Below are 14,362 nucleotides of genomic sequence, written 5' to 3' on the forward strand. Positions count from 1 at the left end.
CTATCTCAATAGGCTTTTATTATTTTTTAACCCGTTTACCCATCGCTGCGATGGCCTGCCATAAACGGGTTATCAGGTTATGTCTGTTTACACTGCCGGGCTCATCTTGCGTTTTCGGGTTTCCAGCTCATCCACAATCTTGAGGTAGTTTTTCTCCGTCAGGTGGTAGAACAGCCCCATGGTCAATGCCGTCAGCACTGCCAACCCGCAGGGGTAGATAAAGATCAGTTGCCGCAGCCCTTCCAGCGTGCTGGCCCCTTGTTCCACGTTAGGCACATAGCCGATATAGGCCAGCATCACGCCGGGGAAGAACCCGGCTAACCCTTGGGAAACCTTGCGGAAGAAGGTAAAGCCGGTATAAACCGTGCCTTCAGAACGCACGCCGGTTTTCCATTCGCCGTATTCCACGGTATCGGACACCAGCGCCCAGTTCAGGCTGTTAACGAAGGCGGTGCCAAAGAATGCCAGGCAGGAGAACAGTACAAACAGCGTGGAAGTGTTGCCCCACAGGTAGTTCATTGCATCGCCGAGGATCCACAACGACAAGCCGCCCAGATAGACGTTTTTCTTGCCAAAGCGCTTCACCACCGTCGGCACCAGCAGCACGCCGAGCAGAATACAGCCCATGCTGAAGAAACCCATGTAAGACAGCAGGGTGATGTCGTTAAGCACGTATTGGGTGTAGTAGATCTGGATCGCCAGCTTGATGTTGAACCCGGCCAGCGTACACAGGTTGGCAACGCACAGCACAAACAGCGGTTTATTACCGGTGATCGCCCTAAAAGATTGCAGCAGGCCCGGCTTTGGCGCGCCCGGTTTCGGCAGCTCGACATAGCGCTCTTTAACGCCGGAATAACACCACCACATGCACAACATGCCAGCAAACGCGAAGATCGCCGCCGCCACCAAGTAACCCACCTGCGCCTGGCCTTCAAACAGCGACAGGATCGGCACAAACCCGACGGTGCACAGCAGCAGGCCAACTGTCGCCCCGCCCTGCCGCCAGGCGGCCAGTTGCGCACGCTCCTGCGGGTTTTTGGTCATCGCGGGCACCATCGCGCCGTAAGAGCAGTTCATCATGCTGAAGAACAGCCCGAACGCCATAAAGATCAGCGTGGCAATCACCGTTTTCGCCAGCACGTCGAACGACATACCAACGCCGATAAAATTAGCCACCACCAGCAGCGCCACCGGCATTGAGGCATACAGAATAAACGGCCGGAACTTGCCTTTGGGGCCGATGTTGCGCCGGGAATCCAGCATCAGACCGGTACTGATATCGGTAAAGGCGGTAAAGAAGCGGGAGATCAGGAAGATCAGCCCGCCCCACGCGGCCGGAATGCCCAACACATCGGTATAAAACTTCAGCAGGTACAGCGTACCCACGCACAACAATAGGTTAGAACCGACATCGCCCATGCCGTAGGCAAACTTCTCGCGCAATGGCAGCGTCAGTTTGACCGGATCCTGGTTCACTTCACTCATGGTGATTCTCCTTGGAAAATACCCCATCCCGAGGTAACCGCCATTGCCGGTTGGGCCAATGGCGGCTGACAGTTTCTTATGATTACAGCGTGCGTAATGAGGCAAACAGATCGGCCCACTCGCTGCCTGCGCGGTAGAACACCGGCGGCTGGCCGATCGGTGCGGCTACCGTCACTTCGCACCCGCCGCTGTGCGGCTCACCGGTCCACAGGTTGATCCAGCTATCCTGCGGCAGATAGAGCGTCCAATCGCTGCGCCCTTCTTCATGCACCGGTGCCACCAGCAGGTCACGGCCAAACAGGTATTGGTATTTCAGGCTGTAAGTGTGCGCGTCATCTTCGTAATGCAGGAACAGCGGGCGCATTACCGGCAGGCCGGATTGCGCATTCAGCGCCACCGCCTGCTTGATGTACGGCTTCATGGCGCTGAATACCCGGCTCATACGGGCAAACTGGCGGATGGTTTCTACGTCATGATCGAACTGCCAGTTATCGTCCGGGCGGTTGCCTTCGTGGGTGCGCATCACCGGCGTAAAGGCGCAGAACTCACACCAGCGCATCAGCAGTTCTTTGCTGCGCTTCATCTCGAACAAGGTGGTGTAACCGCCGATATCGCTGTGATGCAGGCCGTGGCCGGTCATGGCCAGCGACAGCGCCGCCGGGATCACCGAGGCCAAGCCGTCGTCCAGGCTCCAGTCAACGTTCTGATCCCCCGCCCACATCATCACCGAATATTTCTGGCTGCCGGTGTAGCCTGCGCGCATAAAGAACAGGATCTCCCCCAGCTTGCCGCTTTCCACCAGCGCGTCGTAGTTGCACTTGGCCCACAGCGCAGGCCAGGCGTTATGCATGATTTCTGCATCTACGCCATTGTGCATTACGGTGTCAGTTGGCAGGTATTCACCAAAGTCCGCCATCCAGCCGTCGAGGCCAAACTCAATCAGGTTCTTTTTGATGACGTTTTTGAACCAGTCATAGGCCTCCGGCTTGGTGAGATCCACCACCCCGGCATAGAACTCACCGAATTCCACCTGATAGTCGTTACCGCTGTAATCCTTGGTCAGATAGCCCTGCTCGGCGGCTTCGGCATACAGCTCTTTCTCGATCGCCACATAAGGGTTGATGTAACCAAGGAAGCGCACGCCCTCTTTTTTCCACTGGGGAATACGCTTATCCAGTTCTGGATACAGCTCGCTGTCCCAGCGCCAGTTCCACATCAGGCGTTTGCCGAACGAGGTGATGCGGCGGCCTTCCCAGTCCTGCGCCCAAATGCCGCTGACCTTGACGCCGTGTTCACGCATCACATCCAGCTTCTGCTGGCAAACTTCCGTACCGCCCTGAATACCGAGGATCACCCCGTCGTACACCCAGTCCGGCAACTCCGGCTGGCGGCCCAGCAGCGCGGTGAGTTTCTCCAGCAGACCGATGTAGCTGTTGGCACAGTCAAAGCGCAGCACTGCCTGATCCTGCCAGATCGCCAGTTCGTGGAAATCAGGGGCGGAAAAATCAAAGTTCATGTAGCAACTGTTTTCCACATGGCAGTAATACTTCTGGCTGCTGACAAAGGTCGGCTGTGGGAAGAACGTCCAGTAATAGTCGCCACCGGCATTCTCTTTGCAGTCCGCTTGCCAGGTCACGTAGCTCTGCTTGTTGCGGCCCACGCCCTGCTCGCTGGTCCACAGTGGGAACGGCTTGCCGCGCAGATCAAAGTAGGAAAACTGCTCGCCGCAGCCGTAAACGTGATCGGCCTGCTGAGCCGCCAGACGCAGCCACATGCGGTTGTTGGTCTGGTCGCTGTTGTGCAGCTGCATTTCCAGCCGCCCTTGCGCATCGGTGGTAATGTGCAGCGTGCTGTGCGCCACATCGCCACGGCTGAAACGGATGTTCCAGCCCTGCCCCTGAGGGGTGATGCTGACATCGGTCAGCGCCAGTTTTTCGCTGAGTTGGTCTTTGATGCTGAAGTTGCCGCGGAACATATCGATGTCTGCCTTGCCGCGCCCGATCCACAGGCAGGGGGCATCCGGGGTATGGCGCAGCAGCACGCGCTGCTGAAAAGTCAGGGTGAAGCCACCAGCGTGTTGTTTCAGTTCCAAGCCTTGCTGAGAAGTCATGTTCAGTTCTCCAAAAGGTTAAATACGGTATTTGCCTAAAACTCAGGTCAGTTCAATCACGTCCAGCCCCAGCAGTTCGGCCACTTTGCGCAGCAGCGGGCGATGTTCGCCGTATACCAGCGAGGTGTGATGCTCCATCCCGGCAGCGATCAAACGCTGACGATAGGTGTCGGCATCCACATCCAGCCGTGCAGTACCGGCAGTGCCGGAAAACGCCAGCGGGGCTTTGATCATCTCGCCACCGGCCAGCATCAGGCGCAGCTTGCCTTCGCCCTGGGTAATGCGGCACAGCGTGATGCGCCCCGGCTTGAGGGCAAATTCAGACAGCAGCGGCAGCTTGCGGTTGGAGTGAATAGTTGCCTGCACCGGGCCATCGCGATCGGCCATTTCGATCGGTGCCTGGCCGCAGTGCCAGAACACCACGCTGTTGTCCTGCGGATCGATATCCACCAGATCGGTATTGAACGCCGCATTGCCGGACGCCCACTGCGCCATCAGCGAAGACAGCACACCGAACATGTCGGCTTCGCAACCGCACGGCACTTTGTCTTCGTTCATCAGCGCCAGCGCGCCGCAGGCGGCACAGCCGTAGTCGGTGAAGAAATCCGGCCAGCAGCGCACGGCAATGCCGGTGTAGCCTTCGCGCTGTGCCTTTTCACGCAGCGCCGAATAGACTTTGAGGGTTTTGCGGGTGGCGCACTGATCCATTTCTGCCAGATTGGGGAAATCTTTGGCGCGGCGGGCATAAGGCGCATCGGCCACGCTGTCCGGCAGCGCTTTCACTTCGTCGATAAACTCCAGCACCGGCTGGCGCGTCACTTCCACACCAAAGTGCTGCTTCAACTGCTGTTGGTTGTAGTTACAGGCGTCAAAGCCCAGTGGATGCTCGCCGATCACCATCACTTTGGCCTGTTTGAAGCGCTTGACGATCGCCGCCGCCTGCGCCAGTTGCTGTAATTCGTTAATCACGCGGCTATCGCTCGGCAGGCCGTGCAGGGTCTGTACCTTGATCGCTTCACGGCTCAGCGCGTGGCAGGCCAGATTCACCCCGCAGAACGAGTTCAGGCGTAAACGGCCACCGGTACGCGCCTCGGGGAATGACCACAGCGCCGTTGGCACCGGGAAATCACGCGCTACCTCGGTGGTCAACGAGGCATCGGTAAAGGTCACTTGCAGGATCAGCAGCAGATCGAGATCCGCCTGTTTCAGCGCAGGTAACGCTTGCAGGGCCGAGGCAGCATCAAATTGCAGCATCGGTTCCCCCACCAGTTCGATATCCATACCGCTGAGCGCCTGCCAGGCCTGCGCCAGCATTTCCTGCGCGTACGGCACGTCAAAGGTGTTGCGGCCTAGCGCCAGCACGCCGACTTTTGCTTTATTTGTCATTATGTTGCTTCCAGTAATCGGAGAAATTAATCAAGAGCTATGCCAGGGTGCTGAAACGGTGCTCGGTGCGGCTGTTATATTTTTCGCCCGGGCGTAGCACCACGTTGCTGAAGTGAGCGTGGTGGATGCTGTCTGGGAAAGCCTGCGTTTCCAGGCAGATGCCGGAAAACGCCTGATAGCGATGCCCTGCCTTGCCGTTCCAGACTTTGTTGGACAGCTTGAAGGCGTTATAGAACTGCACGCCGGGCAGCGAAGTATGCACTTCCATCACGCGCCCGCTGTGCGGGCAAAGCAGGCTGGCCGCCGGATGCAATGCGCCATCGCCGGGTTTCAGCACGTAGTTCATATCAAAGTCCTGCGCCGGGCGGTGCAGCATGGCATCCCCCAGGCGGCGGGCGTTGCGGAAATCAAATTCCGTACCGGCCACACGGCGGATCTCGCCGGTGGGCAGCATGGTGCTTTCATCCACCGGAGTGATGAAATCCGCGTCGATCTTGAGTTGCTGATCGTGGATCAGATGCGTATGGCCGCGCAGGTTGTAATGGCTGTGATTCACCAGATTAACCAGCGTCGGTTTATCCGTTTGCGCCTCAAAGCTCAGCGTCATCACGTTATCTTCGGTCAGGCCGATGCGGTGGCGCACCTGTAGGTTGCCCGGATAACCTTCCTCACCGTCGGCAGAGGTTCGGCTAAAAATAATGCCGTCGCCATCTTCCTGCGCCTGCCAGACATACTTGTCAAAGCCGCGAGCACCACCGTGCAGGTGTTGGCCGGTGGTTAGCTCGTTGGTGGCCAACACAGTTTCCTGACCGTCAATCTTGAAGCGCCCACCGGCGATGCGGTTGGCACAGCGCCCGGCAATCGCCCCAAAGAACGGGTGCCCGGCCTGGTAAGAGGCCAGATCGTCAAAGCCCATCACGATGTCTTCTGCCTGGCCGTGCCGATCCGGCACCCACAGTTGGGTAATGATGCAGCCGTAATCGGTCACACACAGCCGCATACCGTTAGCATTGCTCAGCGTGAACAGGGAAACCGCCTGCCCTTGATGTTCACCAAAATGCTGGCGTTGAATGGTTGTCATAGTCTGTCCCTAATGGTTTAAAACTGTGCCGCTTTGCCGTGGCTGCCGAATAGCCGGATTTTTTCGACCACTCTTTCCTGCATCACATCACGGCCGCGCCCGAGCGAAACCGCCAGCACAAACTCTTCAGGATCGTTATTCAGCACTTCGGCCATGCCCTGAGTGAAAGCCTGACGCAGTTCGGTATCCACGTTGATCTTGGCCACGCCAAGCGCCACCGCCTTGCGGATCTGCTCATCCGGCACACCGGAGCCACCGTGCAGCACAATGGGCTTGCGGACAATCTCGCGGATCTCATGCAGGCGATCGAACGCCAGCTTGGGTTCCTGCTTGTACAGGCCGTGGGCAGTCCCGATCGACACCGCCAGATAGTCCACCGTGGTCAGTTCAGAAAACTTGAGCGCTTCGTCGCTGGTGGTGATCAAAGCGTCTTTTTCATCGACCGAAATATCATCTTCAGTGCCGCCGATCTTGCCGATCTCCCCTTCCACCCCGATATTCAGCGCATGCGCCACATCCGCCACCGCGCGGGTAATACGCACGTTTTCGTCGAACGACAGATGCGAGCCATCAAACATCACCGACTGGAACCCCGCCTGCACCGCCTGCATGGTTTGCGCAAAGCTGCGGCTGTGATCCAGGTGAATACACACCGGCACGGTAATATCCTGCATAAAGGCATCGATCATCGCTTTCATCGGCTCCAGGCCCATCACGCTGATCACTTTCTGGCCCACCTGAATCATGATCGGCGCTTGCTCCTGCTCGGCAGCCAGTAAAATGGCGCGAATGGTTTCAGCGTTATGGGCACTGAAGGCACCGATGGCGTAGCCGTTTTTCCACGCGTGCTGAACCATGGTGTAACCGGATAAATAAGGCATTTTCTCTCCCCTGTGCGCGCTGAATATCAGGCGCTTGTGATATCAATTAATGTTTGCCTGCCAAGCCGGAAGCCGCGCGAACCTGCTCCAGAATGGCACTCCAATCCTGACGCCCGCGCCCGCTGGCGCGCGCCTGGCTGTATACTTCGCGCGCCGCCGCGCCCAACGGCATAGCAACGTGCAACTGGTTGGCGACATCCAGCGCAATCCCCAAATCTTTGTGCGCTAAGTCGATCATAAATGCCGGGCTGAGATCGCCCTTCAGCACCTTGTTCGGCCAGGTGGTGGTGAAATGCCCCTTGCCTGCCGGGGTGCCGCTCATCACTTGCAGCGCCACGTCGAACGACAGCCCCAAGGCTTCGCATAGCACCGCCGCTTCGGCCGACAGCGCATTGAGCGCAATGCTCATGTAGTTGTTGATCAGCTTCACGCGGATGCCCATGCCCGGCCCACCGGCGTTGATCAGCTCGGAGCCCATCGCCATCAGCACCGGTGTCGCACGTTGTACCTGTTCGGCGGTGCCACCGGCCAGGATCAGCAAGGTACCCGCCTGTGCGTGATCGGAAGTGCGCCCTACCGGGGCATCCATCAGGCTGAAACCACGCGCCTGCATGTCGGCAATCAGTCGATCGGTTTGCAGCGGATGAATGGTGGACATGTCGATCACCAGCGCAGTAGGCGACAGCGTGCTGCATACGCCTTCGGCACCGAACAGCACCTCGCGCACCAGATCGCCGTTTGGCAGCATGGTGATCACCACTTCGGCATCCAGCGCCGCCTGCGCCGGGCTGGCTGCCTTGGTTGCCCCCTGCGCCACCAAAGCGCTGACCGCCGCCGGGCTGATATCAAAAACGCTCAGCCTGTGGCCCTGTTTAATCAGGTTGCTGGCCATCGGTGCTCCCATTTGCCCTAGCCCGATAAATGCGATCTGTGCCATGGTTCTCTCCTGTTCGTTACGGTTGTCCGCTTTGTGTCAACTTACCGGCCACAAATCAGACCGTTTTTGTCTGTTTTTGATCGTATTTGTAATTTATAGTCAAAAAATTGACATGCGTCACTCTTTTAACATTTGAGAGAATTAAAATGGTGGCATCGTGATCGGTAGCCACTTTTTGGCGAAAACCGTGTTGCTAACAACAGAGGATCCAGACCATGACTCGCATTGCCTGTGTAGGTATTACGGTGCAAGACCGCTTGTATTACGTGGAGAAGCTGCCGCAAGGGGGAGGGAAATATGTCGCCAACGACTACCGTGAAATCGGCGGTGGCCCAGCGGCAACCGCCGCCGTCGCCGCTGCCAGACTGGGTGCGAAGGTCGATTTTATTGGCCGCGTTGGCGACGATGCCACCGGGCAGGTGTTACTGGCAGAGTTAGCCAGCTTCGGCGTGAATACCGGTTACACCCGCCGCTGCCCGCAGGCGCGCTCGTCACAGTCGGCGGTGCTGGTGGATGCTCAGGGTGAACGGATCATCATCAACCACCCGAGCCCGGATCTGCCAGAGGACGCTGGCTGGCTGAGCGAGATCGACTTTAGCCAGTACGACGTGGTGCTGGCGGATGTACGCTGGCATCAGGGGGCGCTGGCGGCCTTTACGCAGGCACGGCGTGCCGGGGTCACTACGCTGCTGGATGCCGATGTGACGCCGCAGGACATCCGCCCGCTGGTCGCCTTGGCCGATCATGCTGCCTTTTCCGAACCGGGTTTAGTGCGTATGACCGGAGCAACTGAGGTTGAAAAAGGGCTACGGTTAGCCAAAAGTGACAAAAACGGACAGGTTTATGTCACCCAAGGGAAACAGGGCTGTTTTTGGCTGGAAAACGGCCAGCTAAAGCATCAGCCAGGCTTTAAGGTTGAGGTGGTGGATACTACCGGCGCTGGCGACGTTTTCCACGGCGCACTGGCGGTCGCGCTGGGTTCACAGCCGGATATCGCGCAGGCGGTACGCTACGCCAATGCAGTTGCGGCCCTGAAGTGTACCCGCCCCGGCGGGCGTGCAGGCATCCCCAACTGTGATCAAACAGACTCTTTCCTCGCCAGTTTTGTATAAAATGATCAACAGATGACAATATTGAAGAGAGCTGAACATGAGTCTGACTGAACTTACCGGCAACCCGCGCCACGATCAGCTGATTCAGTTGATCGCCAAGCGCGGCTATATGAACATCGACGAACTGGCCCAGTTGCTGGCGGTGTCAACGCAGACGGTACGGCGCGATATCCGCAAGCTGAGCGAACAGGGGTTGATTACCCGCCACCACGGTGGGGCCGGGCGCGCTTCCAGCGTAGTTAACACCGCTTTTGAGCAGCGCGAACTCTCTTACACCGAAGAAAAAATTGCCATTGCGGAAGCGATCGCTGATTACATTCCCGATCGCTCCACGGTGTTTATCACCATCGGCACCACGGTTGAGCATATTGCCCGCGCGCTGATGAACCACAGCCACCTGCGGATTATCACCAACAGCCTGCGGGTGGCGCATATTCTGTATAAAAATAGTGAGTTTGAAGTGATGGTGCCGGGCGGCACGTTGCGGCCAAATAACGGCGGCATTATCGGCCCCAGCGCGGTGACTTTTGTTGAAGGGTTTCGCGCCGATTATCTGATCACCAGCGTGGGGGCGATCGAGGCGAATGGTGATTTGCTGGAATTTGATGTCAATGAGTCCAGCGTAGCGAAAGCGATGATGGCCCATTCACGCCATATTCTGCTGGCGGCGGATCACACTAAATTCCACGCCTCTGCGGCGGTAGAAATTGGCAATACCCGCCAGGTCACGGCGCTCTTTAGCGACGCACCACCGCCTTCAGCACTGGGATCGTTACTCCAGCAGCAGCAAGTGGAACTGGTGGTTATTCCTACTGGCAGCGAAGAACCTACGCTCTGATCCCGAGAAGCTGCGGGGTATGTCCTCCTCATGACCAACAGGACATGCCCTCACAGGAACGCCATCTTATGGATAAAAAGTAATCCCCACTATGCTGCCAGACCAGAATGGATATACCTTCCCGCTGGCAACGCGAGCGATTGAAAACCCAAACGGGATCATCATGCCATTGACTGGCCGATAATCGCTACGGGTCACCTGTTCCCCTGAGCCATGATAGGAGGTTGTCAGATCCCCCTCCTGTTCTGCATCGAAACGTTCCAGGCTCCCATCGCTTCTGAAAGTCGCAATCAACGATGCGCTCATCCCCTGCGTGGAGACGATGGCTCGCGCCCGGTGATCGTCTATCGCCTCCCAGCGCACCGGTCCACCGGGTAACAGTGCTGTTGGATAGACTGGGCTTTCCAATAGCCAACGCCGTAGGGAGATTCGATTAAGCTCAGGATTCTCCCGTTCATTAACGACCGTGAGCGTTGACATAATCTTGGCTTTCATCGTCATCTTGCCGTCGGCAAAAGCATCGTAAGCACGCGCCCAGACGCCGGGAACAATCGGCGTAGTGCCAGCGAAGAGTAACGAAGGTGAAGCAATGGCCGCCGTTTGGCTGGCCGTCATTGGCGCAAAGCTTTCCCGCAAAGGCCGCCTAAACACCCCTTCCATCTTCAGCTCAACGTAGCTGAATTTTTGGGGAGCACCGCGAAAAACAAACTGAAAATAGCGCTGTACAGGCTCAGGCAATGCGGCAAGTGCTGTGCTATCAGTGGCTATGGCGGCTGAATGAACACGAGCACTGTCGCGAACCTGATCGGCGAAAACCGCAATTTCACGTTCAGTCAGTAGCGAACTGATACCAATAACACCACCTAATGCCATGATTGGCAGCAGAATGGCGGCTGTAATTAACCGTCCTTTACGCATAATTGTTTACTCCTTAAACCGAGCGGCCTCCACAATCAAGGCCATGATGGTGTTAACGGTAGCCAGGGCAAGTTCCCTTGCATTCTGTCCAGTCACCGGTGAACGCCCTTGGGTTGTCAAAAGTGCGGCTCCGTGGACGGTGGACCAAAGAGTGAACGCAACCTCGTCAGGATCCTGTCCTGATAAATAGCCAATCTGCTGGCACTCCAAGACGCTGGTTCGTAAAAAATCAAGGGCTTTACGCGCGGGATCGCTGGCAAAAGGTTGAGTATCGATCTCATCTATTTGAGGGGGAAAAAACATCAGGCGATACAATGCCGGGTTGTTATAGGCAAATGTCAAATAAGCGCAGCCACCCCGATGCAGCCGCTCGATTGGCTCGCTACTCATTCCCTCTAACATATTCATCTTACTCGCATAAAGCCGTAAGAAACCCTCGTCGTGTACTGCTCTCAGCAAGGCATTACGATTACGAAAATGGTTATAAAGTGCCGGTGCGCGACACCCGACCCTGGCTGCCACCTCAGCGAGGGTAATCGTTGAAACATCCTGCTCAGCAAGCAGTTCAATAGTGACATCAATGGCACGATGCGGAATGTCCAGAGCCTGCGCCTTATGCGGACGAGCCACGGTTAACCTCCTTGAACAGGGTATAGGATTAGCGCTTATCACTCGCCATTTAAATTAATGTTGTTAATTTAATCACATTAATTTAATGGGTCAAGCGACTTTTATAGCCCTCTCAATTTCAATTTTCAGCCAGGCGACCAACTCACTTCCCCCCGAATTTTGTCACGATCAGATATGCCTCCTAACAGGGGAGTACACACCTGCTAAGAGCAAATTTGAAGCTACCTGTGGTGACTCGAAGGAGACAGCCTAAGGATGGGTTACGTCATGCTGGCAACAACGTGACAACTTGAAAAACAGCGGATATATGTCGCTGAAAAAACGCCGTAATATAAGCCAATATCGTCAGTATATATTATGGTCATTCTGCACTCATTAGCGTCACTAATTAGCCATATAAAAGAGCGGTAATAATGCCATACCAATAAGCCTGAAACGCCCCAATTAACCCATGCTGTAAGCCGTGAACATTCCATTATATCGACATTAAGGGTTGTCTCAGATTGTCAGTATGTTAGGGTATATAGCACTTTAATTTTCTATTAGGACATTTTTATCGTTTGATAATACACCATAGGAAGCAGATATTTGCATGGCAATTAAACTCGAAGTAAAGAACTTATATAAGATATTTGGTGAAAACCCGGAGCGGGCATTTAAGCTGCTTAAACGTGGCCTGACAAAAGATCAGATCCTGGAAAAAACGGGATTATCACTGGGCGTAAAAAACGCCTCTCTGGCCATTGAAGAAGGCGAGATATTTGTCATCATGGGGCTTTCCGGTTCCGGTAAATCCACCCTGGTACGCCTTCTCAATCGTCTGATAGAACCCACGCGCGGTCAGGTACTGATTGACGGCGAAGATATCGCCCAAATATCCGATACTGCGTTACGTACCGTGCGGCGAAATAAGATCAGCATGGTGTTCCAATCATTCGCTTTAATGCCGCATCTGAGCGTATTAAATAATACCGCTTTCGGCATGGAATTAGCGGGTATACCGTTACAAGAACGTCAGGGAAAAGCGTTGGATGCATTGCATCAGGTTGGGTTGGAGAATTATGCCCATGCTTACCCCGATGAACTTTCTGGTGGTATGCGCCAGCGGGTAGGATTAGCCCGCGCGTTGGCTAATAATCCGGATATATTGTTAATGGATGAAGCCTTCTCTGCGCTCGATCCATTAATTCGTGCTGAAATGCAGGATGAATTAGTCAAATTACAGGATAAACATCAGCGCACCATCGTGTTTATTTCCCACGATCTGGATGAAGCCATGCGTATTGGCGATCGCATTGCGATTATGCAAGGCGGCGAAGTGATTCAGGTGGGAACACCGGACGAAATATTAAATAATCCGGCCAATGATTACGTTCGTGCCTTCTTCCGCGGCGTGGATGTCAGCCACGTTTTCAGTGCCAAAGATATTGCCCAGCGCCGCCCGGTAACCCTGATTCGTAAAACTCACGGTTTCGGCCCACGTTCGGCACTGCAACTGCTGCGCGAAGAAGACCGGGATTATGGTTATGTGGTTGAACGCGTTGAGAAATTTATCGGTGTGGTGTCGATAGATTCGCTCAAGCAGGCGTTGGCGACCAAGCAAACGCTGGACGATGCCCTGCTGGATACCCCGTTCCCCGTGCCAGCGGATATGCCGCTGAGTGAGTTGATCTCGCTGGTGGCGCAAGCACCCTGTGCCGTGCCGGTGGTAGGTGAAAAGAACAACTATATCGGAATTATTTCCAAGGCCATGCTGTTGCAGGCTTTAGACAAAGAGGGCCCAACGAATGAGTAATCAACAGGATCCGTGGGCGACCGCTTCCACAACCGCTAACGATACCAGCGCAGCCACCAGCAGCGATCCCTGGTCAACCGGCGCGGCAGACGGCATTGCTCACGATGCCACCACTCAGGCCGCACAGGGAGCCGACTGGCTGAACAGCGCTCCGGCCCAGCCAGAGAGTTTCAGCCTGCTCGACCCTTTCCATAATACCTGGATACCGCTGGACTCCTGGGTCACCGAAGGCATCGGCTGGGTGGTGCAGCATTTCCGCCCGCTGTTTCAGGGCATTCGCGTGCCGGTAGACTTCATCCTCAGCGGTTTCCAGCAGTTGCTGTTGGGCATGCCAGCACCGATCGCCATTGTGCTGTTCTCGCTGATCGCCTGGCAGATCACCAGCCTGGGTATGGGTGCCGCAACGCTGGTTTCGCTGGTGGCCATCGGCGCAATCGGTGCCTGGTCGCAGGCCATGGTCACGCTGGCGCTGGTGCTCACTGCGCTGTTCTTCTGCATTCTTATCGGGCTACCGTTGGGCATTTGGCTGGCACGCAGCAAGCGCGCCGCCAAAGTGATACGGCCGCTGCTCGATGCCATGCAAACCACACCGGCCTTCGTTTATCTGGTGCCGATCGTCATGCTGTTCGGTATCGGTAACGTGCCGGGGGTGGTAGTCACCATTATCTTCGCGCTGCCGCCGATTGTGCGCCTGACCATTCTGGGCATCAATCAGGTGCCGGAAGATCTGATCGAAGCCGCCGAATCTTTCGGTGCCAGCCCGCGTCAGTTGCTGTTTAAAGTGCAACTGCCGCTGGCCATGCCGACCATTATGGCCGGCGTTAACCAGACGCTGATGCTGGCGCTGTCGATGGTGGTGATCGCCTCAATGATCGCCGTCGGTGGTCTGGGCCAGATGGTGCTGCGCGGGATTGGCCGCCTGGATATGGGGCTGGCCGCCGTCGGTGGGGTCGGGATTGTCATTCTGGCGATTATTCTCGATCGCCTTACCCAATCGCTGGGCCGCGATCGCCGCAGCAAAGGGCTCGGCCGCTGGTACGCCCACGGCCCCATCGGGTTGATGACGCGTCCGTTTATCAAAAAAGCCTAACGAGGCTGCTGACAACGTAACCTTTTAGCCCGAGATACCCGGGCCTAGCGCACCGAGGGGCACTCCGGCGGCTTACGCCGCTACGACCCCTTCGGCACG

Annotated in this window: 12 protein-coding genes; 4 read left to right on the forward strand and 8 right to left on the reverse strand. The window is 56.2% G+C overall.

All coding sequences use genetic code 11. The features are described 5' to 3' along the window. Positions 1–87: 87 nt before the first annotated feature. The 6 genes from ACX9GT_RS19350 to yihU form a co-directional block, all read right to left on the reverse strand. Positions 88–1,485, reverse strand: coding sequence for an MFS transporter (locus ACX9GT_RS19350; RefSeq protein ID WP_473188278.1), 1,398 nt, complete (start codon positions 1,483–1,485; stop codon positions 88–90). 82 nt (positions 1,486–1,567) lie between these two features. After that, on the reverse strand, positions 1,568–3,595 hold the full coding sequence (locus ACX9GT_RS19355) for an alpha-glucosidase (protein ID WP_473188279.1): 2,028 nt from the start codon (positions 3,593–3,595) through the stop codon (positions 1,568–1,570). A 42-nt stretch (positions 3,596–3,637) separates the two neighbouring features. Further along, positions 3,638–4,981, reverse strand: coding sequence for an L-fucose/L-arabinose isomerase family protein (locus ACX9GT_RS19360; protein ID WP_473188280.1), 1,344 nt, complete (start codon positions 4,979–4,981; stop codon positions 3,638–3,640). Between the two features lie 37 nt (positions 4,982–5,018). Continuing rightward, on the reverse strand, positions 5,019–6,062 hold the full coding sequence (locus ACX9GT_RS19365) for an aldose epimerase family protein (protein WP_473188281.1): 1,044 nt from the start codon (positions 6,060–6,062) through the stop codon (positions 5,019–5,021). A 17-nt stretch (positions 6,063–6,079) separates the two neighbouring features. Then, positions 6,080–6,943, reverse strand: a complete 864-nt coding sequence (locus ACX9GT_RS19370; protein WP_473188282.1) for a class II fructose-bisphosphate aldolase — start codon at positions 6,941–6,943, stop codon at positions 6,080–6,082. 46 nt (positions 6,944–6,989) lie between these two features. Then, the gene (gene yihU, locus ACX9GT_RS19375; protein ID WP_473188283.1) at positions 6,990–7,880 is read right to left on the reverse strand and encodes a sulfolactaldehyde 3-reductase; all 891 of its coding nucleotides are present in this window, start codon (positions 7,878–7,880) and stop codon (positions 6,990–6,992) included. 215 nt (positions 7,881–8,095) lie between these two features. On the opposite strand from yihU, the gene ACX9GT_RS19380 reads away from it, so the two are divergent. Continuing rightward, complete coding sequence (locus ACX9GT_RS19380; RefSeq protein WP_473188284.1) at positions 8,096–8,992, forward strand: sugar kinase; 897 nt, start codon at positions 8,096–8,098, stop codon at positions 8,990–8,992. A 37-nt stretch (positions 8,993–9,029) separates the two neighbouring features. After that, the gene (locus ACX9GT_RS19385; protein ID WP_473188285.1) at positions 9,030–9,830 is read left to right on the forward strand and encodes a DeoR/GlpR family DNA-binding transcription regulator; all 801 of its coding nucleotides are present in this window, start codon (positions 9,030–9,032) and stop codon (positions 9,828–9,830) included. Positions 9,831–9,896: 66 nt separating this feature from the next. On the opposite strand, the gene ACX9GT_RS19390 is transcribed toward ACX9GT_RS19385, so the two are convergent. Then, complete coding sequence (locus ACX9GT_RS19390) at positions 9,897–10,748, reverse strand: DUF6920 family protein (protein ID WP_473188286.1); 852 nt, start codon at positions 10,746–10,748, stop codon at positions 9,897–9,899. A gap of 6 nt (positions 10,749–10,754) precedes the next feature. Next, positions 10,755–11,378, reverse strand: coding sequence for a TetR/AcrR family transcriptional regulator (locus ACX9GT_RS19395; RefSeq protein WP_473188287.1), 624 nt, complete (start codon positions 11,376–11,378; stop codon positions 10,755–10,757). 592 nt (positions 11,379–11,970) lie between these two features. Here ACX9GT_RS19395 and proV point away from each other — a divergent pair. Then, positions 11,971–13,173: a glycine betaine/L-proline ABC transporter ATP-binding protein ProV gene (gene proV / locus ACX9GT_RS19400; RefSeq protein ID WP_473188288.1), complete on the forward strand. Its 1,203-nt coding sequence runs from the start codon at positions 11,971–11,973 to the stop codon at positions 13,171–13,173. Further along, entirely contained in the window at positions 13,166–14,263 is a 1,098-nt protein-coding gene (proW, locus tag ACX9GT_RS19405; protein ID WP_473188289.1) for a glycine betaine/L-proline ABC transporter permease ProW, read from the forward strand. Before proV ends, proW begins: the two co-directional genes overlap by 8 nt. Positions 14,264–14,362: the final 99 nt, after the last annotated feature.

The organism is Serratia sp. YWN4 (genome assembly GCF_055790845.1).